The organism is Cupriavidus sp. GW822-FHT02D05, from assembly GCF_058802485.1.
In genome coordinates, this window is sequence record NZ_JBXAOE010000010.1 from 204,013 (window position 1) to 225,080 (window position 21,068).

17 protein-coding genes and 1 riboswitch are annotated in these 21,068 nt (G+C 65.0%); of the genes, 8 read left to right on the forward strand and 9 right to left on the reverse strand.

What is annotated here, in order from left to right; translation table 11 throughout:
* Positions 1-23: 23 nt before the first annotated feature.
* Both AC1RQK_RS15620 and AC1RQK_RS15625 read right to left on the reverse strand, forming a co-directional pair.
* Complete coding sequence (locus AC1RQK_RS15620; RefSeq protein WP_416051634.1) at positions 24-536, reverse strand: 6,7-dimethyl-8-ribityllumazine synthase; 513 nt, start codon at positions 534-536, stop codon at positions 24-26.
* 87 nt (positions 537-623) lie between these two features.
* Positions 624-787: riboswitch (FMN riboswitch) on the reverse strand.
* A gap of 108 nt (positions 788-895) precedes the next feature.
* Complete coding sequence (locus AC1RQK_RS15625) at positions 896-1,984, reverse strand: MBL fold metallo-hydrolase (RefSeq protein ID WP_492376641.1); 1,089 nt, start codon at positions 1,982-1,984, stop codon at positions 896-898.
* A 168-nt stretch (positions 1,985-2,152) separates the two neighbouring features.
* On the opposite strand from AC1RQK_RS15625, the gene AC1RQK_RS15630 reads away from it, so the two are divergent.
* From AC1RQK_RS15630 to AC1RQK_RS15640, 3 genes are all read left to right on the forward strand, one after another.
* Positions 2,153-2,764, forward strand: coding sequence for a TetR/AcrR family transcriptional regulator (locus AC1RQK_RS15630; protein WP_492809723.1), 612 nt, complete (start codon positions 2,153-2,155; stop codon positions 2,762-2,764).
* A 253-nt stretch (positions 2,765-3,017) separates the two neighbouring features.
* Positions 3,018-4,613 (forward strand): MFS transporter, encoded by a 1,596-nt coding sequence (locus tag AC1RQK_RS15635; protein ID WP_492372604.1) that lies wholly within the window; start codon positions 3,018-3,020, stop codon positions 4,611-4,613.
* Positions 4,614-4,682: 69 nt separating this feature from the next.
* Positions 4,683-5,147, forward strand: a complete 465-nt coding sequence (locus tag AC1RQK_RS15640; RefSeq protein ID WP_492372605.1) for a MarR family winged helix-turn-helix transcriptional regulator — start codon at positions 4,683-4,685, stop codon at positions 5,145-5,147.
* A 53-nt stretch (positions 5,148-5,200) separates the two neighbouring features.
* Here the strand turns inward: AC1RQK_RS15640 and AC1RQK_RS15645 are convergent, their stop codons facing one another.
* Positions 5,201-6,094 carry a DMT family transporter gene (locus tag AC1RQK_RS15645; RefSeq protein ID WP_492809725.1) on the reverse strand — a complete coding sequence of 298 codons (894 nt, stop codon included), beginning with the start codon at positions 6,092-6,094 and terminating at the stop codon, positions 5,201-5,203.
* Positions 6,095-6,231: 137 nt separating this feature from the next.
* Between AC1RQK_RS15645 and AC1RQK_RS15650 the strand changes: the two genes are divergently transcribed.
* Positions 6,232-7,026 (forward strand): AraC family transcriptional regulator, encoded by a 795-nt coding sequence (locus AC1RQK_RS15650; RefSeq protein ID WP_492372623.1) that lies wholly within the window; start codon positions 6,232-6,234, stop codon positions 7,024-7,026.
* 9 nt (positions 7,027-7,035) lie between these two features.
* Here the strand turns inward: AC1RQK_RS15650 and AC1RQK_RS15655 are convergent, their stop codons facing one another.
* The 3 genes from AC1RQK_RS15655 to AC1RQK_RS15665 form a co-directional block, all read right to left on the reverse strand.
* The gene (locus AC1RQK_RS15655; protein WP_492809727.1) at positions 7,036-8,394 is read right to left on the reverse strand and encodes a cobyrinic acid a,c-diamide synthase CobB; all 1,359 of its coding nucleotides are present in this window, start codon (positions 8,392-8,394) and stop codon (positions 7,036-7,038) included.
* Positions 8,395-8,467: 73 nt separating this feature from the next.
* The gene (locus AC1RQK_RS15660) at positions 8,468-9,169 is read right to left on the reverse strand and encodes a response regulator (protein ID WP_492372608.1); all 702 of its coding nucleotides are present in this window, start codon (positions 9,167-9,169) and stop codon (positions 8,468-8,470) included.
* A 404-nt stretch (positions 9,170-9,573) separates the two neighbouring features.
* On the reverse strand, positions 9,574-10,527 hold the full coding sequence (locus tag AC1RQK_RS15665) for a LysR substrate-binding domain-containing protein (protein ID WP_492372609.1): 954 nt from the start codon (positions 10,525-10,527) through the stop codon (positions 9,574-9,576).
* Positions 10,528-11,464: 937 nt separating this feature from the next.
* On the opposite strand from AC1RQK_RS15665, the gene AC1RQK_RS15670 reads away from it, so the two are divergent.
* Together AC1RQK_RS15670 and AC1RQK_RS15675 are read left to right on the forward strand one after the other, a co-directional pair.
* On the forward strand, positions 11,465-11,755 hold the full coding sequence (locus AC1RQK_RS15670; protein ID WP_492372610.1) for a transposase: 291 nt from the start codon (positions 11,465-11,467) through the stop codon (positions 11,753-11,755).
* A 145-nt stretch (positions 11,756-11,900) separates the two neighbouring features.
* Positions 11,901-12,269 carry a hypothetical protein gene (locus AC1RQK_RS15675; protein ID WP_254615495.1) on the forward strand — a complete coding sequence of 123 codons (369 nt, stop codon included), beginning with the start codon at positions 11,901-11,903 and terminating at the stop codon, positions 12,267-12,269.
* 3 nt (positions 12,270-12,272) lie between these two features.
* On the opposite strand, the gene AC1RQK_RS15680 is transcribed toward AC1RQK_RS15675, so the two are convergent.
* Positions 12,273-12,791, reverse strand: coding sequence for a hypothetical protein (locus tag AC1RQK_RS15680; RefSeq protein ID WP_492809730.1), 519 nt, complete (start codon positions 12,789-12,791; stop codon positions 12,273-12,275).
* Between the two features lie 135 nt (positions 12,792-12,926).
* Positions 12,927-13,754, reverse strand: a complete 828-nt coding sequence (locus AC1RQK_RS15685) for a Crp/Fnr family transcriptional regulator (RefSeq protein WP_492809732.1) — start codon at positions 13,752-13,754, stop codon at positions 12,927-12,929.
* Positions 13,755-14,023: 269 nt separating this feature from the next.
* On the opposite strand from AC1RQK_RS15685, the gene AC1RQK_RS15690 reads away from it, so the two are divergent.
* Entirely contained in the window at positions 14,024-15,196 is a 1,173-nt protein-coding gene (locus AC1RQK_RS15690) for an extracellular catalytic domain type 1 short-chain-length polyhydroxyalkanoate depolymerase (protein ID WP_492372613.1), read from the forward strand.
* Between the two features lie 103 nt (positions 15,197-15,299).
* Here the strand turns inward: AC1RQK_RS15690 and AC1RQK_RS15695 are convergent, their stop codons facing one another.
* A complete protein-coding gene (locus AC1RQK_RS15695; protein WP_492372614.1) occupies positions 15,300-16,610 on the reverse strand; it encodes an MFS transporter in 1,311 nt (436 codons plus the stop codon).
* Between the two features lie 404 nt (positions 16,611-17,014).
* Here AC1RQK_RS15695 and AC1RQK_RS15700 point away from each other — a divergent pair, with 404 nt between their 5' ends.
* The gene (locus tag AC1RQK_RS15700; protein WP_492809734.1) at positions 17,015-20,971 is read left to right on the forward strand and encodes a DUF748 domain-containing protein; all 3,957 of its coding nucleotides are present in this window, start codon (positions 17,015-17,017) and stop codon (positions 20,969-20,971) included.
* Positions 20,972-21,068: the final 97 nt, after the last annotated feature.

The following is a 21,068-nucleotide window of genomic DNA, read 5'->3' on the forward strand; positions in this document are numbered from 1 at the left end:
GCCCTGGCGCGGGCCCGATCCGGTCACGCCGCCAGCTTGCTCAGGCTTTCCACGGTCTTGATGCAGGCCTGCGCCGCCTCGCGGCCCTTCACGACGAAGTGCTCGCTGAAGAATTTGCGGTGGTCTTCGTGATCGTGGAAGCTTTTCGGCGTCAGCACGGCGGAGAGCACGGGCACCTGCGTATCGAGTTGCACGCGCATCAGGCCGCTGATGACGGCGTCCGCGACAAACTCGTGGCGGTAGATGCCGCCATCGACGACAAAGCCCGACGCCACGATCGCCGCATAGCGCCCGGTGTCCGCCAGCTTGCGTGCATGCAGCGGGATCTCGAACGCGCCAGGCACTTCAATCACGTCCACTGCCTCGCGCGCTACGCCGCGCGCGGCCATTTCAGCGAGGAAGGCGTCGCGGGCCTGGTGAACAATATCCGCATGCCATTGCGCGTGGATAAACGCAAAGCGCCAGGCCGGATTGACGGGTGCGGTGTCCTGGAGGTCGCGGTGGTCGCGCTGGACAGGAGAAACTAACTGATTCATGGCCTTCTTCAGAAGAGTGGGTTACCAGAATCAGGGCGCACGAGTTTAGTCCCCCGGCGCCGGGAGACGGGGCGGGGAACAGAAACATCGCGCTCTCTTTCATCCGGACTATGACCGTCGGCTTCGGAGTTGCACCGAATCTGCTGACCCCGGCTCTCGGAGACTTCGAGGAGAACCGGGCGCTCGCGGGCTTATGCGAAAAAATCGCCATCACCGCCGGTGGGGACTTTCACCCCGCCCTGAGAACGCTGATGCAGGCGCGAAGCCTGCAACGCAGCCATGATACACCGTGATGCGATTGTGAGTTTGGCGTGGCCCAGGCCTGCCGTTTGGCCGTCATGCGCCCGACATTGCTTTTCTCAGGGCTGTTCGTTGAGAATGCGCGGGCTTGCGGCAGGCATCGATTTGCGGTTGCGGCGCGTCTTCACGTCCAGCCACCAGCGATCCGCGTTGTGCGCTTGCAGGATGCTGACGGCCTCGCCCATGCGCGGCGTGCTGACTGGAACGCCGCGCGCGGCGGCCAGCGCGATGATGCGGTCGAAGGGCTCGTGCCAGGCGTGCATGGCCAGGTCGAAGGTGCCGTTGTGAATCGGCAGCAGGCAATTGCCATTCAGGTCGATATGCGCCTGCAGGGTCTGCTCAGGCTGCATGTGCACGGCGGGCCAGTTCACGTCGTAAGCGCCGGTTTCCATCAGTGTGAGATCAAATGGGCCATAGCGCTCGCCGATACGCTTGAAGCCGTCGAAGTAGCCCGTGTCGCCACTGAAGAACACACGCAGATCGGTGTGCAGAATCACCCAAGACGCCCACAGCGTACGGTTGCCGTCAAACGGCGTTCGCCCGGAAAAATGCTGCGCCGGTGTCGCGACAAAACGCACGCCCTCCACCTCGGTGGTTTGCCACCAGTCGAGCTGCCTCACCTTGCCCGCGTGGATCCCCCAGTCGATCAGGCGATCCCCTACGCCGAGCGGCGTCAGGAAGTGCTCGGTCTTGTCCGCCAGTGCCATGATGGCCGCACGGTCCAGGTGATCGTAGTGATCGTGCGAGAGGATCACGGCCTTGATGGGCGGCAAGGCGTCGATGCCGATCGGCGGTTGATGGAACCGCTGCGGGCCAGCCCACTGCACCGGCGAAGCGCGCTCGCTAAAGACCGGATCCGTGATCCAGAAAGCGTTGCGTAGTTTCAGCAGCACGGTGGAATGCCCAAGCCGAAACACCGTGTTGTCCGGCGCGGCGAGCAGGTCAGCCTGCGTCAGCGTTTGCACCGGAACCGGGCCGGCGGGCTGGGTGTCCGCGGGCTTGTCGAAGAGAAAGCGCCAGGCGATGCCGAGGGTCTTGAGCAAGCCGCCCTTGGGCGGCCCGGCCAGGGCGCGAGCCTGGCTCGCGCGCGATTCCGGCGACTGGGTGTAGCTCTGGCGGCTGACGGGGCGGGGCGAATGATTGGTCATGATGGCAATCAGGATCCAAAGTGGGGGGCAGGGCAAGCGGCGGGGCCGTTCCATCCCGCTTCGATTTGCGAAAACTGTACTGCACAGTGTAGTTTCCATTTTATGGAAAGTAAACTTGTCGGTGTAAAATTACCCATTTCCCCAACGCCAAGGCCCCCCAGGAACGCCATGCCCCCAGCCCAACGCCTGACGGATCGCAAACGCGAAGCCATCATTCAGGCCGCCATCGCCGAGTTTCGCGACAACGGCTTCGAAGTCACCAGCATGGACAAGGTCGCCGCCCGGGCAGCGGTTTCCAAGCGCACGGTCTACAACCACTTTGCCAGCAAGGATGAGCTGTTTGCCGAGATCCTTTCCCAGTTGTGGGAGAGCAGCCAGGGCGAACTTGACACGGCTTACGCGAGTGACCAGCCGGTGGATGCGCAGTTGCGCGAGTTGGTGCGCCTGAAGATGAACATGCTCAACAACGCCAGCTTCATGGACCTGGCACGCGTGGCCATCGCCGAGACCATCCACTCGCCGGAGCGGGCGAGGGAAATGGTCGCCAGGCTGGGCGAGCGGGAAGAGGGCATTCATGTCTGGATACGCGCGGCCCAGGCCGACGGCAAGCTGAAAGCGGCGGATCCCGCCTTTGCCGCTTGTCAGCTGCAGGCGCTGATCAAGGCGTTTGCCTTCTGGCCGCAGATCACCATGGGACAGCCCCCGCTGGATGCGGCGATGCAGCGGCAGGTGGTGGATTCGGCGGTTGCGATGTTTCTTGCGCGGTATGGGGTGGTTTAGGCTTGAAGGTTTTTGCCCGTCCATGCCACTGATGGCGCGGCGCAGATTCCGGTTGCACCTGTAGTTCGGCTTCCCACTCGGTTTCGGATCCGGCGAAGCAGCGGGCCCAAGGTTAAGTCGTCACCAAGCCGGACAACTGTATCTGCCGGCAGCAGACTTGATTTTCATCGATCGCAATCTCTCAATCTCTATCACCGGGCCGCTAACCCTGTCCTATAATGCTTGACTACACAATCATTGATGGAACAATAAAATGATTTCGCAGCCTCACGAGGCGCATAGCAGCGGGCAGGTGCTGCCATTCCGCGAGTCCTTGCTGGCCATGCTGGGTATCGCGTTCGTGGTGATGTTGGTGGCACTTGACCAGACCGTGGTCGGCACCGCGCTGCCGACCGTGGTGGCGGAGCTGCAGGGGTTTGAGTACTACGCGTGGGTGGCGACGGCCTATCTGCTGATGTCGGTGATCACGGTGCCGATCTTCGGGCGGCTGGGCGATTACTACGGGCGAAAGCCCTTCGTGATGGTGTCCATCGTCGTGTTCACGCTGGCTTCCGCGCTGTGCGGCATGGCAACGAGCATGCCGTTCCTGGTGCTTGCGCGCGGCCTGCAGGGCATTGGCGGTGGCATGTTGGTGGGCACTGCGTTTGCTTGTATCCCTGACCTGTTCCCCGATTCGCATGTGCGCTTGCGCTGGCAGGTGATGATGAGCGCGGCGTTCGGCATTGCCAACGCGGTGGGGCCGTCGCTTGGCGGCGTGCTGACCGAGGCCTATGGCTGGCGCTCGGTGTTCTATGTGAACTTGCCGGTGGGCTTGCTGGGGTTGTGGTTTGCCTGGCGCTACCTGCCGCACTTGCGCCAGCAGACCAATACCGGCGCGATCAAGGTGGATTGGCTCGGCGCGGCGCTGATCGGCGTGGGGCTGGGCGGCTTGCAGTTGTGCGTGGAGCTGATGCCCGAGCGTGGGTTCGGGCTGGTCACCGGCGGCTTGCTGGTGATGTCGGTGTGTGCCTTGGTTGGGTTATGGCAATGGGAGCGCCGCACGCCGAACCCGATCCTGCCGCTGGAGATGTTCCGCAATCCCGGGCTGGCGCCATTGTTCCTGCTGGCCGTGTTCGTCGGCTTCGCGATGTTCTCGTTGCTGCTGTACGCGCCGCTGCTGTTCCAGGGGGGCTTTGGCTATTCGCCGAAGGAGGCGGGCGTGCTGGTGACCCCGCTGGTGGTGTGCATCACGGTGGGCAGCATCATCAATGGGCGCATCATCACCCGCATCCGCCAGCCTAACAATATGCTGTATGCGGGATTCGGCATGCTGGCGCTGGCTTGTCTCGGGCTGTCCCAGGCGACGCGCGGGATGTCGCACCATTTGTTGCTGGGCATGATGCTGCTATGTGGCTTCGGGCTCGGCTTCATCATGCCCAACCTGACGGTGTTCGCGCAGCAGACCGCGGGCCGCGAGCATCTGGGCATTGCCACGGCGATGCTGCAGTCGCTGCGCATGGTCGGCGGCATGATCGGTACCGCCGTGGTGGGCACATTGGTCACGCGCAGTTACCTCAGTGGCGTGCACGACGCGCTGCAGAGCGCTGGTGCCGGGCAGTGGCAGGCGCGCATGGCGGATCCGCAGATCCTGATCGACCGTGCGGCGCAGGCAAGCCTGCTGTCGCAGCTGGAGGCGGCCGGGCACAATGGCGCCCTGTTGCTGGAGCAGGCCCGGCTGTCGCTGGTTGGCGCCATCCATATGGGGCTGGCGCTGGCCGCGGTGATTGCGGTGCTGGGCCTGTGGCGTTCGCGGCGGGTGCCGCCGATCAAGCTGGAGCGTGCCGTCAAGCCGGTCATGGCAACGGAGTAGGGCGCGGGGCTAGCCGATAATGTAGGGAGGTTGCCCGTCGCGTGACGGTGCCCCAAGCAGGAGATTGGAGTGGAATTGGAGCGTCAAAGCCTGGCTGTGCTACAGCAGTTCGGGCGAACTTACCGGGCCTATGCCGCGGCTTTCGAGCAGCGCATCGGCCATCCCTTGCCGCGTTGGCGCATTCTGTCCGCGCTGTACGCCCATGCTGGGCCCATTGCGCAAAAGCCCCTTGCCGACCGCGTCGGCATGGACCCGGGCGCGCTCACGCGCCAGCTCAAGGCGCTGCAGGAGCTCGGCTGGGTAGAGCGCAACACCAGCGAGCGCGACAACCGCGTGACCAATGTCACGCTGTCGGCGCTCGGCCATGGCGTTGTGGAGCAGGCATTGCCGCTGCGCTCGGCATTTCTGCAGGACGTGCTGGAAAACGTCTCCGAGACCACCATGCGCGATCTGTCCAAGGGCCTGGAAGAGCTTGAGGGTGGCATTGCCGAAGCGGTGCTGCGCACACAGCAGGACAAGGCGGACGCCGTGTGAGCGCGGCATCCACGACGACCTTGGTCCAACCGTCCTGACTACCCCAACCGATGCTACGGCCGAGCCGGTTGCAGCCTCAACGGCGCCGTCCATACCTCGGCCAGCAGCACGCCCAACACCGTGAGCACCCCGCCGACCGCGTGATATGGCGCGAGCGATTTGCCAAGCAAGCCCGCCGCAATCAGCGCGGTGAGCAGGGGGATCAGGTTGAAGAACATGCTCGCACGGCTCGGCCCGATGCGGGCGACGGCGTGCATCCACACCAGCGGTGCAACCATCGACGCCATGAGCCCGGCGAATCCGACCAGAGGGAGATTGGCGGCCGAGAGGCCCATCTTTGGCGTGAGCAGGTATTGCGGCAGCAACGCGATGACGGCGGCGACGATCTGCAGGTAAAGCAGTTGCAACGCCGGCACGTCCTTCATCTTCCAGCGCTTGAGCAAAATCACATAGACCGCGTAGGCCAGCATGGCCAGCAGCATCAGTGCGTCCCCGAGGTTGGCGCCGCTGGTCAGCAGGCTGCCCAGGTCTCCGGACGATACGACCACCAGCACGCCGGCGATCGACAGCACGGACCCCGCCACGGCGCCGGCGGTCAGGCCCTGCCCCAATAGCAGGATCGATAATGCCAGCACCATCATCGGCGTGAGCGAGCCGATGATGCCCATGTGGGTCGCCGTGGTCAGGTAGGCGGCATAGTAGGCCAGGCACTGATAGGCCACCATGCCGAGCAGGCCCAGCACGGCGATCCGCCCCAATCCGGGCCGGATCGCGGCCCAGTTGCGCAGCACGGGACGCAGTGCCAGCGGCGTGAAGAGCACGGCTGCCAGCAACCAGCGGTAGAAGCTGATCTCGGCCGGCGCGATGGTGCCGGCGGCCATTTTGCTGACGACGGTGTTGCCCGACCAGATCACGACGGCCAGGAGCGGAAAGGCGTATTGCCACATGAGCGCTTTCTCTGATGTGTATGGAACGCTATCATGAGCGCGTCTGTGTTGATTTATATAGCTCAATTTGGACATATCGACCGGAATTCCGGACTAATTCCGGACTCTGTGTAGCAACGGACCTAACAAGCATGGCTATGGCCGACAAGTGGCGTTTCCTGCCGATCCTGGATGTCGAAGGGATGGAGGGCCCCTTCTACCTGCGCTATGACGAGTTCGGCGCCGATACCCTGGCGGAGGCGCACAGCCATAGCTGGGGTCACCTCAACTACGCCGCGCACGGCTCGATGCAGATGGAAACCGTGGGCATGCGGCTGCTTTCCCCGCCGCAGTACGCGATATGGATTCCGCCAAAGGTGGTGCACAGCTGCACGTTGCGCCACGCGATCGTTTACCGCTCGATCTACATCGAGCCCGGCCTATGCGCGCAACTGCCGGCCGAGCCCTGCACGGTGCGCATCAGCCCGATCATCAAGAGCGTGCTGGCGGACTTTGCCGCGCGCGACCTGCATGTGCCACGCACGCCGGCCGATCTTCGGCTGGCGCATGTGGTGGTCGACCAGCTTGCCGTGGCGCCGGTGCAGCGCTGCTACCTCCCGGCGGCAACCACGCCCGCCCTGGCCGCCGTGCTGGAGGCGCTGCAGGCCGATCCTGGCGACCATCGCACGCTGGCCGAATGGGCCGCCAGCGTGCACATGACCGAACGCACCCTTGCGCGCCGTTGCCAGCACGAGCTGGCCATGTCGTTCGGCGACTGGCGCCAGCGCCTGCGTTTCCTGCGTGCTATCGATGCCCTGGAGGCGGGCCGCAGCGTGCAGGAGATCGCGTTCGAACTCGGCTACAGCACGGCATCCGCGTTTATCGCGATGTTCCAGCGCGAGGCTGGCGCCACGCCGGAGCAGTACCGGCGCGAGTTTTGTGGCATTGCGTGATGTTTGCGCTTACCGCGCGCCGCTGAACAGCGCCGCGATGGCCAACGGGTTGGACGGGAAATACAGATGCGTGTAGGACGCCATCAAGGCACCTTGCCGGAACACCGCCTCGCCCCGCGACCCGTCGCGCGGCACGGTGGCGTGGCAGTAGGGCGCCAGCGGGGTTTGCGCGCAGGAGTAATGGAAGGTGTGGCCGCGCAAGGTGCCTTCGGGCAGCGCCAGTTGTTGATGGCCGAGCGCGGCAAGGCGGCGTTGCATTGTCACCGTGCCAGGCAGCAGGCCCGCCACGGCGTGGCTATCCCCGGCCTTGTCGACCAGCGTCTCGAACAACGCCATCATGCCGCCGCATTCGGCGAGGATCGGCAGGCCGTTGGCATGGGCTTGGCGCAGGGCGGCCAGCATGCCTGTGTTGGCCGACAGGCGCGCGGCGTGCAGCTCGGGGTAGCCGCCGGGCAGCCAGAGCGCATCGCAGGCGGGCAAGGCAGCGTCGTCGAGCGGGGAGAAGAAGACCAGCCGGGCGCCGAGCGCCTGGAGCGTATCCAGGTTGGCAGGGTAGATAAAGCGGAACGCGGCGTCGCGGGCGATGGCGATGGTCTTGCCGGCCAGCAGCGGCGGCGGCACGGGCAGCGGCGGCGCCGCGGCGATCTCCACGGCTGCGGGCAGGGCGCCGATGGGTTGCCCGGCGAGGGCATCCGCGAGGCGGTCCAGCCGCGTGTTGAGGTCGGGCAGTTCATCGGCCGCCAGCAGGCCCAGGTGCCGCTCGGGCAGTGATGCCGCGTTGTCGCGCGCCAGCGCGCCGGCCCAGGCGATATGCGCCGGCAGGCTCTCTTGCAGCATGTCGGCATGCCGCGGGGAGGCCACCCCATTGGCAAGCACTTGCATGGAGGCGAGCGGCTGGCCGTACCCAGCGAGGCCGAAGGCCAGCGCGCCGAACGTCTGCGCCATCGCGCCGGCCTGGATCACGCTAAGCACCGGCAGGCCGAAATGGCGTGCCAGGTCGGCGCTGCTGGGGGTGCCGTCGTGCAGGCCCATGACGCCCTCCACCAGGATCAGGTCGGCCTCGGCCGCTGCCTGGGCAAGGCGTGCCGCGGCGTCTTCGGCGCCGGTCATCCACAAGTCGAGCGAGTGGACCGGCGCGCCGCTGGCAGCCGCGAGAATGGAGGGATCGAGGTAGTCGGGGCCGCTTTTGAAGACGCGGACGGTGCGGCCGGCCCGGCGGTGCAGCCATGCCAGCGCGGCCGTCACGGTGGTCTTGCCCTGGCCCGAGGCCGGCGCCGCCACCAGCATGGCGGGCACGCGCAGGGGCCTTGCCGCATCGGATTGGGTGCCTGGAACGGCGGGCGCAGTGGTTGCGGCAAGGTTGGACATGGCGATGATGTTGGCTGACTAAGTAGCTAAGTGGCGGGGCTGGCGGAAAACCGCTGCCTGCGCGGCGCTGCGATTATAGCCAGTCGGACTGGCTGGCCGGCTGGCTCTCCTGAGGACGATCCGGGGTCGGCAGCACCAGGCCCTGTTGCGCCGCGAAGTCGAACAGCTCGCGCTCATTGCTGGCCCCAAGCTTGCGCATGGCGCTGTTTTTCTGGCGGCTGATGGTCTTGACGCTGCGGCTCAGCTGCCCGGCAATCCCGGTGATCGAGTTGCCACTGAGGTAGAGCCGCATGACTTCAGACTCGCGTACCGACAGGCACAGGGCGCCGGCGCTGCCGGGTGCGTAGTGGGCGCCGGACTGATCCAGCACGCGCGCGGCGGAGTCGCCAATAAAGCGCAGCCCGCGTTCGACGCGGATGATGGCGGTGACCAGTTCGTCCAGCTGCGAGTCCTTGAGCAGGAGGCCATGGGCGCCTGTGTTCAGGATGGCGCGCAGAACCAGCGGGTTGGTGATCATGGTGAGCACCACCACGCCTAGCGCCGGAAAGTGCCGCCGCAGGCTGGCTAGCAGGCGGATGCCATCGCTCGCGTTGCTGCAGGGCATGTGGTAATCGGTGACGACGATATCGGGCCGGAATGCGCGCACGGCCTGCAGCAGCTCGGCGCAGCTGTGGACATCGGCGCAGACCTCCCAGCCGGTTTGGCTCCGCAACTGGCTCCTGACTGCGAGCGTAATGGCGGGATGGTCATCGGCAATCAAGATTTTCAAAGGCATGGCAATGCTCCTGAGCAAGCGCAGGCATGCACGGTGTCCGGGCCGCACATGCCTGGCGCGAGCTGGAAGGGCTTACGGCACGGATGCCGCGAACATGAAAAGCGAGTGCTTCGATTCGCGCTGGGCGGCGCTTGCCGCAAGTGGATCGCTCCCTTGAAAAAACGCGCCGCACGGCTTTTCGCCGGCGGCGCGAACAGCACAGGAACAAAGCACCTCCAGGCGCATGCTTTGCTCGGACGAACAAGAAGCAGGAGGTGCCCATGAAGCATAAGCGTTGGCTTCGACGTCAGGACTGAGACTATTCTCAATTTTGAGAGGAGGGCGCGGAAACCCTCACGGGCCGGCGGGCGTGGCTAGCCGCGAGGCGACACGCCGCGGCGCGGCGTGCTTCAGTGGCAGCAGGGTCAGGCTGCGTAGGCAGCGGTGCGCGTCTCGAGTGACTGGTGACGGCGCTCGATCGCGCTGACGGGATCTCGCAGCACGGTGCTGCCGATCTCCATGATGCCGCGCAGCGCATTGCCGGCGCGGACCGGCGCCCAGAAATGCAGGGCTGCCCATTCCGGGAAACTGCTGGGCGGCGCCAACAGGCGTGTTTTGTGTTTGCGTGTCACTAGCGGCACGTTGAAGTCCAGCAGCGGACAGATGCCGCCCGCGGCAAGCAGCAGCGCAACTTGCGTGTGCCAGGATGGCACTACGGTTTCACGGTAGGCGGGATCGTGCGCGAGCCGGTTCAGGAAACCCTGCAGCGGGCTGCCGGGCTCGGTGTCTTCCTGCAGCAATATCCACTCGTGCCGTCCATCCGCATCCTCAACGCCGCCTGGCCGCACCACGCTGACCAGGCGGCGCGGCGTGGCCATGATGTTGTGCAGCGCTATGTCCTCTGGCACAAAGTGGCTATCGACCACGAAGGCGCAGTCCAGTTCGCCGCTGCCAAGCTGGGTGGCCAGCGCGGCGTCGGCAAAGACTGGCCGCGTCATGAAGCGGTCATCGGGGAACTGCTCGCACATGGCTGTGAGGATCTCGGTGATGACCGGATCGCCGATCGACGGCGAAAACCCGATCGAGATACGGCGGTGCGGGCTTGCCTCCTCGGCGACGGGGGCGAGCGGGCGTACCAGGTGCGCCCATTTTGACAAGATCTGGCGGGCGGTCTGCTCCAGCCGCAAGGCATGCGCGGTAGGTTCCAGCGTGCCATTGCGCTTGATGAAAAGGGGGTCGCCGGTGATTTCGCGCAGACGCGCGAGGCTGTAGGCAATGGTCGGAACCCGGCCTTGCGTGCAGGCGGCGACGGCGCTCAGGTCACGATATTCCATCAACAAAACAAAAACGTGCAAGAGCTTGGTGCTGACATGCCGCATGGTGACTTCTCCCGATTCGAAACTTGTTTTTGTTTTCTTCTCTGTCTCTCCGCAGGTGCGCCAAGGCCCCAAGGCCATGCCGCACCTGCCGTGCCGGGTAGTTGGCGTATCTGGTCCATTGCCGTGCCAGGCCGTCAACGCAGGGCCTCTCGCAGTGCCATTGCATCCGCAAGACATGACGGTTTTCAAAATCTCCCGGCTTACTTGGGAAATGACGACGCAGTGCTGCTTGCATGTGGCCCGGCATCTAGAAGCAACGCCGAAAAAACGACCAGCCGACCGGCTACGCGTTGCGCTTATCGTCGCCAGTCTGCGCCGGGGCGCGAGGCCCGGTTGCTGGAGATCGAAATTTAGTTAATGCCAGACAAGATTAATACAGAACTTTGAAACTTGCCAGTAGTCTTCTGGAAGTCATTTCATAAAACCAAGTCAAAAAGTGCTGTTTGTCATGACATAAAGACATTAAAAATATTTATGCCATTCGATTCATAACTTTGTGTGATTTGGTGCTTTGTGCGGCGCAAAGTCGGCTTTTTTTTCGCGTATCAGGATTTCTTTGCGGTTGTGTGACAGTAAAAAGAGAATCAGAGAATCGGGAAGTGGACTATCAAATTTTGGCAATTCGATCTAGTTTTTTATGATTTTTTCCAGGTTGGCATGTGATGGCGCTAGATTTCAACATTGTTTTTATCGATAAATTAAAATGTTGAGTTGTTTTTTTGGTCATGGATGATATGCTCGCGGGTTTGCTTGCGTTGCCGTAGGTTGCCGGTCAGACGGGGGCCGCCTCGCGGCGGGTTGCCTCTCCAATTTGCTTAACTCGCGGCTTGAACACACTGAATTGCCTTTTGCGGTGCGGGTGGTAACTTTGCGGCAGGGGTAGAAATGGTCAAGCTCGGGCATTGGCACGAGCGGCCTTTGCTAGCGGAGGCAGTCAGTGAACAGACGTTTCTCGGAGGAACAGATCCGCGGCTACCTGGCGGAAGCCGGTACCGGCGTGCCGGTGCGCGAGCTATGCGCGCGCTATGGTTTTAGCGATGCTTCATTCTATGGATGGCGCATCAAGTACGGCCAGGGCGCTGGCAGCGAAGCGCGCGACAGCCGCAAGTTGCGAGACCTGCAGGAGGAAAACACCCGCCTCAAGAGTATGCTTGCTGATGCGCTGCTCAAGCTTGAGCAACTGCGCAATCGCACTGGTCGGGCCGGCAACGGTAAGGAACGAAGCTAAGTCTGGTTCGTGCCTGCATTGCCGGCGGCTGCCGCCACCTGAGGAGGGACATCGGAAACAGCGGTTTTTCGGTATCAGCCGGCAGGGCGACCCCTGGAACATCGTCATGGGAGGCGCAATGCGTCCCCGCTGTGGAGAACTGAACATGAAACGGGCTTCGATCATCATGGCTGCCGCTCTGGGCTTGGGGCTGCTTGCGGGCCAGGCTGCCACTGCCGCCGAGTTGGAAGTGCCCGCGCCGATGGTCGCGCCGCCGCCGCCGCGGCTCTTGCTGGATACCGCCACCGACAATGTCGGGCCGGCGGCGGACGGCACCCTCACGCCATCCCAGCGCACCCGTTGCCAGGGCTTGCTCGACAAGATCAATGCACTGCCCGCGGGAGCGCAATGGACCACCGGCAAAGCCACGGTGACCAGCGCGGATGGCAGCACCCATCCCAATATCGAGCGGCAAGCGGAGCGCAAGAAGCTCGATGAGGCGTATCGCCAGGAATGCGCGCAAGAAAGAAAATAGTCTCTATTTCGGGCCGCAACGGTCTGGCGTAATCGTGACTTCTCCCAGCGGCCGGTTGCCGATTCCCGCGTAACGATAGTTCAGCGTGACGCCCAACTGGCCCAGCACCGGCACGTCCGGGTTGCGGCAGATACCGCGCTCGAGCACGGGGCGGGCGCTCGCCATGAATGCCACAGTACCCTCTCGGGTCGCATCCACGCCAACCAGGCTGAGGCGGAACTGCACGCGCTTGCCGGGCGAGACGCTGCATCCCTCCAGCCGCGTGGCTGCGTCCAGCGTGAATGGCCCGGCGCGAGTCAGTTCCTGGCAAGCCCTGTTGAGTTCCGCGTCTGAACTGGCCACACCGCCGGTAAGGCGTGTTACGCCACTCATGCCGGTGCTCCTGCCATCTACCGTGCCCAGCAGCAGTCTCGCCAGCGTCGATAGCGAAGCCGGCGCGGCGGCCGCCGGCGCCAGTCCGGTCATCATCAGGAAGCCAAGCGGCGCCAGGCCCGCGCGCACGGCGAAAGGAAAGTCCCGCATAGAGATACAGGTACCGGAAGCGATGTCGGGCGCCAGCGGCATGGCCGCAGGGGGATTTCCCTGGGGGCTACCCCGCACACGGCGGCATAGTCTGAACATAGCCGCGTTTGCACGGCCTTGCTGTCAGCTTCCGTCCTACGCTACCGAGGTGCCCGCGGCGTGGATGCCTTTGGCCGAGTCTAGCCGGGCCTGGCCCGGAGCGGAGATGGACGGGCTATCCGTTGCAGGTCGGGGCGGGCGCAGCGGTACCCGCTCGGGGTCTTCGTAGACGGAGCACAGCCCCGCCGGATCGACGATGCGCAGTTGCCGCTGCCGCACGGTGATCAGCCCGACCGTGGCAAAACGCGCCAACAGGCGGGATACGGTTTCGAGCGTCAGTCCCAGGTAGCTGGCAATATCGTTGCGCGACATCGGCAGGGTCAGCGCCGCTCCAGCATTGCCCCGGCGGCGTTGCTCGCCAGCGAGGTCGAGCAGCAGCATAGCCAGCCGCTGGGCGGCTTTCATCGATCCGATCGCGACCAGCAGCGTTCGCTCGCGCTCGGCATTGCGGCGCAACGTGCTGAGCATTGTCTCGCGGTACTCGGCGCTGAGCAGGTGTGCGCGTGCCGTCTCCACCGGCACCACGCAACAGTGCGTGTCCTGCATAGCCACCGCGCTGGTGCAATGGGCCTGGCCATCGAGATCCTCCAGCCCGAGCACTTCGCCGGAATGCGCGAAGGCGGTCACCTGGCGCCAGCCAAGCGGGGACTCGAACACGGATTTGGCGCTGCCGTTGCGCACGGGAAACATGGCCAGTACGGGCCGGCCCTGGCGGTGCACCGTTTCTCCGGCGCGCCAGAGCATGCTGGCCGGGGCCAGGCTGCGCTGCCGCTGATCGTTTGCAGCTGACGCTTCCGCGTTGCGGCAGATTGGCTGGAACAAGCACAGCGAGCAGCTTGGAAACGCTGCGTCGGGCGTGGTCATGACATTCTCCGTTTGCCTGCGATGCACGCAAACGCAGTATAACCGCGTGCCTTTTGCCGCTATCTCTTAGTGATCTGCATTCTTTCGTCGGCTGAATTCAGCGTTTTGGTAATTGTTGGCACACACGGAAGTGCATCTGCTGGCACATGCTGGATTAGATGAAAGAATCTAATGTCTTGCTTTCATAACATGTGATGGAAAAGCGACAGCAAGCGCTGGGTTGTCGTGTGCTATGCTGCATCGCAACAATATCGATAGCAGGAGTCTTCATGACCAAAAGCCTTTCGGCGGACTGGCATGCGCAGCTCCGGCAGATCAGCCGGGCGCAACCCCAGTCCGCGCACCATCTCAAAACGTGGTTCAACCGTATCGCTACCCTTAATCCCGCAGCGCCCCGTCTTCGGGCGCGTTCGCCGGCGCCGCTGCCTTTGCCGCCGCGCCACCCCTTGCCCGGAGAATGGGCTCCCCACCACCACCGCCTCGCGCCGCTGCCTGGCGAGCTGGTGCCTCGCTTGCCCTATTGGCTATACGTGCCTTCCGGCGCGCCCAAGCGGCCTATGCCGCTGGTGGTGATGCTGCATGGTTGCCGGCAGACGCCGGAAGATCTGGCGGCGGGCACGCGGATGAACGCGCTTGCCGAGCGCGAAGGCTTCATGGTGGCCTATCCCCAGCAGCCCCTGCGGCGCCAGATGCAGCGCTGCTGGCAGTGGTTCGACCTGGGTGCCACCGAAGGCGGCCGCGAGGCGCAGGCGCTGGCAGTATTGATCGATGCGTTGGCGGCCAGGCGGGACGTCCGTGCCGACCAGGTGTATCTGGCGGGCTTGTCCGCGGGCGCCAGCATGGCGGCGGTAGTGGCCTTGCGCTATCCCGAGAAGATTGCCGCCGTGGGCCTGCATTCCGGGGTCGTGATCGGTGCGGGCCATACGGCCAGCGACGGCTTGCGTGCCATGCAGCACGGCACACAAGCCGACCCGGCGATGTTGCTGGATGCCGCCGGCGTGACGCCGGGCGGACCGAAGATGCCGGCCATCGTGCTGCACGGCATGGACGACGGGGCGGTGCATCCCATCAACGCCCGCTTGCTTGCGCGCCAGTTCCTTGCGTACAACGGCATGAACGACCGGGTCGAGGAGCGGATGAACGGTGCCGCGGTGCGGCACCTCGCCGGCGCGGAGCAGGAAGCCGCCGCGGCGGCCGATGCAGATGCCGGTGTGGCGCAGGCTGACGGCGCAAACGGCCAGCCGGCCAGTGCCCTGCTGCCGGCCGGGGACTACCTGGAAGCCAGCTTTGGCACCTGGAACCGCGAACTGGTCGAGCTATGCGAGGTTGCCGGCCTCGATCACGCCTGGAGCGGCGGCGATGGCGACTACCCTTACCATGCGCCGATTGGCCCCGATGCCAGCGCGTTGATGTGGGAGTTTTTCAAGCAGCATCGCCGCTAGCGCTGGCCAGCGCATGTGCGTAAAAAAGGAGGGCGCGGATGCGGCCCTCCTTTTTTCATGGCCGGCGTGTGGCTTGACGCAGGCGCAGTAGTCGCCATCAAGTTCAGGCGAGCGAGCGGTCCTTGACGAACAGCGCCGTCACCATGCCCAGCAGGCACAGCGCCACCACGTAGTAGGCGGGGGCCAGCGGATCGTTCTTGAGCATCAGCGTTACGATCATCGGGGTCAGCCCGCCGAAGATCGCGTACGACAGGTTGTACGAGAACGACAGCCCGGAAAACCGTACCTGGGCCGGGAACGCCTTGACCAGCACATACGGCACCGCGCCGATGGTGCCCACGAAGAAGCCGGCTACCGCGTACAGCGGGACCAGCAGGTCCGGGCGTGTGTGCAGGGTGCTGTAGAACACGTACGAGCTGATCGCCAGCAGCAGGCCGCCAACGAACAGGGTGACCCGCGGGCCAACCTTGTCGGCCATCAGGCCGGCCACCACGCAGCCGACCGTCAGGCACAGCGTGGCTACGCTATTGGCTACCAGCGCGGTGCGCGCATCGAAGCCATAGATCTTCTGCAGGAAGGTGGGCGTCATCAGGATCACCACCACGATGCCCGCGGACAGCATCCACGTCAGCAGCATCGATACCGCCACCGCGCCGCGGTGATCACGCACCACCGTCTTGAGCGGCATCTCCGCGGCCAGCGCCTTGCGCTTTTGCAGCTCGGCGAAGACCGGGGTTTCATGCAGCCAGCGGCGCAGGTACATGGAGCCGATGCCGAACACACCGCCCAGCAGGAAAGGCATGCGCCAGCCCCAGTCGACAAGCTCGGCCGGGGTGAAGATGGTATTGACGCCGGTGGCCACCAGGGAACCCAGCAGGATGCCAGCCGTCAGGCCTGCGGTCAGCGTGCCGCAGGCATAGCCGGTGCGGCGCGCGGGCACGTGCTCGGAGACGAACACCCAGGCGCCGGGCACTTCACCGCCAACCGCCGCGCCCTGCAGCACGCGCAGCAGCAGCAGCGCCACGGGCGCCAGCAGGCCGATCGCATGGTAGGTCGGCAGCAGGCCCATCAGCAGCGTCGGCACCGACATCAGCAGGATGGAAAGCGTGAACATCTTCTTGCGGCCAAGCAGGTCGCCGAAGTGGGCCATGATGATGCCGCCCAGCGGGCGAGCCAGGTAGCCGGCGGCAAAGATGCCGAAGGTCTGCAGCTGGCGCAGCCAGTCCGGCACCGACGGCGGGAAGAACAGTTGCCCGATGACGGTGGCGAAGAAGACAAAGATGATGAAGTCGTAGAACTCGAGCGCCCCCCCGAGGGCGGCAAGGGCAAGCGTCTTGTAATCCTGTCCGGTCAGCGGGCGCGCTTGCTGGCTGTGCGCGCTATCTGCTCCGGCAGTACTGCTGATGGTAGACATGAGGAGACTCGCATGGAAATGGTTCGCATGCGAAGCGCGCAACACGGTTGACGTGGAGGGTTCTGGCCGGAGGGTACAGCGCGGGAGAAGCAGGCACTAAGTGGCGGATAAGCCGCTGGCATGCGACAAGACGCTTCGCAAAAGCGTGACGATACCAGATCGGCGTTGAACCGGCTCCAGCCGGCGCGCTTGAATTCCTTTTGGGATCGTCCTGAAATCCCTTTTTAAATCCCTTTGAATGCCTTTGCTTTGCCCCCAAGCGTTGCGATAATGTCGTTAAAAAGTGAAATCCGGGCCACAAAGTGGCCGATCCGTCTGGCGACACCGTGTGGAATGCTTGCTCCATCATGCTCTCCAACGGGTTAGCGGACGCGGGTAGTTGGGGTCGAATCTTCTGGGATCACATGGCAATCAAGTTCTCCATGCAGGCAGCAACTGCAACGCCACGTCGCAGGGCCGGACTGCGGGTAGCCGGCGGCATTGTGGCCGCGCTGGCGGTGTTTGGCCTGGCCGGGTATTTTGGCGGGCCACCGCTGATCAAATCGTTCGCAGCCAAACAGGCCAGCGAAGCGCTGGGGCGCAAGGTCACGTTCGGGGGCGCCGAGGTGCATCCGTTCTCGCTGGCCGTCGACGTTTCCGACATGACTATCTACGAGCCCGATGGCACCACGCCCATGCTGACCGTGGGCGAAGCCAAGATCGATGGCGCCATCGCGTCACTGTGGCACTTCGCCCCGGTGGTGGATGCCGTGCATATCGACCGGCCCGCGCTGCATCTTGCGCGCGACGCCAACGGCCGCATGAACTACGCCGACATCGTGGAGCGCTTCGCGGCCAAGCCGCCCGCGCCAAAATCCGAGCCGGCGCGCTTCTCGGTCAACAATATCGCGCTGACCGGCGGCAGCCTGGTGTTCGACGACAAGCTGCTCAAGCAGACGCAGCGCGTGGACAACCTGACCATCACGCTGCCGTTCCTGTCCAACCTGCCGCATGACGTGGAGATCGTCACCCGGCCCACGCTGAGCGCGAACATCAACGGATCCGCGCTGGCGCTGGACGGCACCATGCTGCCGTTCGCGGCATCGCGTGAGACCCACCTCAATATCAACCTCGACGCCCTGGAGCTGGCGCGCTACATGCCGTTCGCGCCGAAGCTCAAGGATGCGGATATCAAGGGCGGGCTGCTGGATTCACGGCTGACGCTGGGCTTTATCCAGGACAAGGACAAGCAGGACGTCTTCCTGGCAGGCACCGCGGCGCTGCGCGACGCCGATATCCGCAAGCATGATGGATCGCCCCTGGTGAAGGCCGGGCGGGTAGCAGTGGACATCGCGCGCATTGAACCGCTGGGGCGGATGGCCCACCTGCGCAGCCTCTCCGTGGAGGGCCTGGCCGTGCAGGCAGTGCGGCACGCTGATGGCTCGCTTGACCTGGCCGACGCGTTCCTGCCGGAAGCCGCCAAGGTGGAAAGGCCGGCCCACGCGCCGGCTGCCGCCGCATCGGCAGCGGCGGCGCCCGCATCCGCGCCGGCCGCCGCCAAGGCTGGCCCGGCATCGGCACCCGCCGCCGCCGGCATAGCGCCGGTGCCCGAAAAGCCCTGGCGCTATGCGATAGACCAGATCACCGTCAAAGAGGCCCGCCTGGGCCTGCGCGACGACTCGGCGCCTTCCGGGCCCGGCACGCTCGCGCTCGGGCCGCTTGACGCCGACGTGGCCGGTCTTTCCGGCGACAGCGACAAGCCGGCCAAGGTGCAGGCCAAGCTGGCGATCGGCGAAGGCCAGACGCTCAACCATGAGGGTGAGCTGTCCCTGCGTGGCGGCACCATGGACGGCACGCTGCAAGCCAGCGGCTTGAAGCCCCAAGGGTTTGCCGCGTGGTGGCCGGCGGAGCTCCAGACCCGGCTTGGCGACACTGCCATCAATGCCGAACTGCATTACAAGATGGCGTGGGGCGGCCCCGCTTTTGCCTTTTCGCTGGAAAAGTCCCGCGTCGAACTGGCGCCGCTCTACCTGACCACCCGGGAGCCGGTGACGGTGGCGCAAATAGCAGCCGCCACGACTGGCGCAAGCCAACCTGCCGCCGCCGATAGCGAGCGCCGGCGTGACGCGCGCCGCGCGCGTGCCCGCGACGACAGCGATACCGCCAACCTGCCGCTGATGCTCGCCGAGCGCGTGGCGCTGGAGGACATCGCGTTCGATCTTGGCGCGCATTCCTTCCAGGCCGGCCAGTTGGTGGTCGCCAAGCCGCAGATCGCCATCACGCGTGACTTGCGCGGCGAATTGCTCGAAAGCGCGCGCCTGTGGGCTGTGCAATCCAGGCAGAAGTCCGCCCAACGCAGCACCGCCGTCCAGGCCAAGGCTGTCCAGCCCGAGAGCGCGGCTGCCGCCAAGCCATTGCCCTGGAAGGCACAGCTCGGCAAGTTCACGCTCGATGGGGGCAGCCTGCGCGTGACCGACTATGCGCCCGCGGCCGCCAACCGCGACCGCCCCGTGATCCATCAATTCCGCAATATCAGCCTCGGCACGGGCGCGCTCAACTGGCCGATGGCGGCCGGGGCCATCCCGGTGAAGCTCAAGGCCGACGTGGGCCGGCGCGGCGCGATGGCACTCGACGGCACCGTGCTGCCTGCCGGACCCGCGGCGCAACTGCAGGTCGACTTCCGAGAGCTGGACCTCGCGCCGCTGCAGCCCTACCTGGCCGATCGCTTCAACGCCGCGTTGCGTGGCGGCACCGCTACCGTCAAGGGCCGCCTCGGCGTGGAGGCGCCCGCCGGCAAGCCAATCGCCGCGCGCTTCACCGGCAATGCGCTGCTCGGCAATGTGCGCAGCGTCGACCGGGTGACCGGTGACGACTTCCTGCGCTGGCGCTCGCTTGCAGTAAACGGCATCGATTTCGCCATGGATGAGGCCAAGGGGCCGATGAAGGTCGGCGTGGCCGGTGTCGCGCTGTCGGATTTCTACGCGCGGGTGATCCTGAATGCCAACGGCCGCCTGAACCTGCAGGATGTGATGGCCGGCGGCGCTGCCAAGGGCGAGGCCGCGCCCAGCACCAGCCTGACACAAGCCAATCCCGCATCGGCGAGCGCCGCCAGCGCACCGGCCCCGGTGCCCGCGCCTGTGGCTTCCGCCGCGGCCAAGCCGCAGATCCGGATTGGCGGCGTGACGGTGGAGAAAGGCAACATCAATTTCTCGGATTTCTTTGTCAAGCCGAATTACTCTGCCAACCTGACCGACATGAAGGGATCGGTCTCCAAGGTGTCCTCGACGGAGCCGGCGCCCGCCGATCTCACGCTGGCAGGCCGCATCGACGATGATGCGCCGGTCACGATCGACGGCAAGCTCAATCCGCTGGCCGACACGCTCTACCTCGATATCGCCGCCAAGGCCGCAGGCGTGGAGCTGACCCGGCTGACCCCGTACGCGGCCAAATACGCCGGCTACCCGATCACCAAGGGCAAGCTCACGGTCGATGTGGCGTACAAGATCGAGAACGGCAAGCTGGACGCGCGCAATCACCTCTACCTGGACCAGCTCACCTTTGGCGACAAGGTCGACAGCCCTAGCGCGACCAAGCTGCCGGTGCTGCTGGCGGTCTCGCTGCTGAAGGACCGCAATGGCGTGATCGACATCAACCTGCCGGTGTCGGGCTCCTTGTCGGACCCGGAGTTCAGCATTGGTGGCGTGATCGTGCGGGTGATCGTCAACCTGCTGGCCAAGGCCATTACCTCGCCGTTCTCGTTGATTGCCTCTGCCTTTGGCGGTGGCGACGAACTGGGCTACGTGGAATTTGCGCCCGGCACCTCCACGCTCACGCCGGCGGCCACGCAGAAGATCGCGACACTGGGCAAGGCCCTGGCCGACCGCCCGGCGCTGCGCCTGGAGATCAGCGGCCGCATCGATCCCGCCACCGATACCGCCGGCGCCAAGCGCGCCTGGCTGGACGCGCGCGTGGCCGAGCAAAAGTCGCGCGAGATGCGCGCCAGCGCGAAGGCGGGCGCCGTGGCCGAAGAGAACGAAGAGGGCGAGCAAGGCGCCAAGGTGACGGTGTCGCCGCAGGAGTACCCGAAGTACCTGGAAGCGGTCTACAAGCGCGCCTCCTTCAAGAAGCCGCGCAATGTGATCGGGCTGTCGAAATCCCTGCCCACCAAGGAGATGGAGACGCTGCTGCTGGAGAATGCGCCGGTGACCGATGTGGAACTCCGGCAATTGGCCGAGCAGCGGGCGCTGGCGGTCAAGCAGGCGCTGGAGCGCGATGCCAAGGTGCCGGAAAGCCGCCTGTTCCTGACCGCCTCGAAGCTCGACGCCGATGGCATCAAGGACAAGGGCGCACCCAACCGGGTCGACTTCACCATTCGGCAGTAAATCGCCGGCAAACCTAGCCTTGCCCGCGCAGGGGGTGGCGTTGCCGTCCCCTGCGCCCTGCCGCTCGGCCCAATCGGCGGGGTACGTGCAAAAAACG

What these genes read in the sequence shown, in the direction of transcription:
- AC1RQK_RS15665 (WP_492372609.1), bottom strand. Translation starts at nt 10,527, where the DNA reads ATGCGGCATGTCAGCACCAAGCTCTTGCACGTTTTTGTTTTGTTGATG.
- AC1RQK_RS15660 (WP_492372608.1), bottom strand. Translation starts at nt 9,169, where the DNA reads ATGCCTTTGAAAATCTTGATTGCCGATGACCATCCCGCCATTACGCTC.
- AC1RQK_RS15625 (WP_492376641.1), bottom strand. Translation starts at nt 1,984, where the DNA reads ATGACCAATCATTCGCCCCGCCCCGTCAGCCGCCAGAGCTACACCCAG.
- AC1RQK_RS15645 (WP_492809725.1), bottom strand. Translation starts at nt 6,094, where the DNA reads ATGTGGCAATACGCCTTTCCGCTCCTGGCCGTCGTGATCTGGTCGGGC.
- AC1RQK_RS15680 (WP_492809730.1), bottom strand. Translation starts at nt 12,791, where the DNA reads ATGCGGGACTTTCCTTTCGCCGTGCGCGCGGGCCTGGCGCCGCTTGGC.
- AC1RQK_RS15675 (WP_254615495.1), top strand. Translation starts at nt 11,901, where the DNA reads ATGAAACGGGCTTCGATCATCATGGCTGCCGCTCTGGGCTTGGGGCTG.
- AC1RQK_RS15630 (WP_492809723.1), top strand. Translation starts at nt 2,153, where the DNA reads ATGCCCCCAGCCCAACGCCTGACGGATCGCAAACGCGAAGCCATCATT.
- AC1RQK_RS15620 (WP_416051634.1), bottom strand. Translation starts at nt 536, where the DNA reads ATGAATCAGTTAGTTTCTCCTGTCCAGCGCGACCACCGCGACCTCCAG.
- AC1RQK_RS15700 (WP_492809734.1), top strand. Translation starts at nt 17,015, where the DNA reads ATGGCAATCAAGTTCTCCATGCAGGCAGCAACTGCAACGCCACGTCGC.
- AC1RQK_RS15685 (WP_492809732.1), bottom strand. Translation starts at nt 13,754, where the DNA reads ATGACCACGCCCGACGCAGCGTTTCCAAGCTGCTCGCTGTGCTTGTTC.
- AC1RQK_RS15655 (WP_492809727.1), bottom strand. Translation starts at nt 8,394, where the DNA reads ATGTCCAACCTTGCCGCAACCACTGCGCCCGCCGTTCCAGGCACCCAA.
- AC1RQK_RS15650 (WP_492372623.1), top strand. Translation starts at nt 6,232, where the DNA reads ATGGCCGACAAGTGGCGTTTCCTGCCGATCCTGGATGTCGAAGGGATG.
- AC1RQK_RS15690 (WP_492372613.1), top strand. Translation starts at nt 14,024, where the DNA reads ATGACCAAAAGCCTTTCGGCGGACTGGCATGCGCAGCTCCGGCAGATC.
- AC1RQK_RS15695 (WP_492372614.1), bottom strand. Translation starts at nt 16,610, where the DNA reads ATGTCTACCATCAGCAGTACTGCCGGAGCAGATAGCGCGCACAGCCAG.
- AC1RQK_RS15635 (WP_492372604.1), top strand. Translation starts at nt 3,018, where the DNA reads ATGATTTCGCAGCCTCACGAGGCGCATAGCAGCGGGCAGGTGCTGCCA.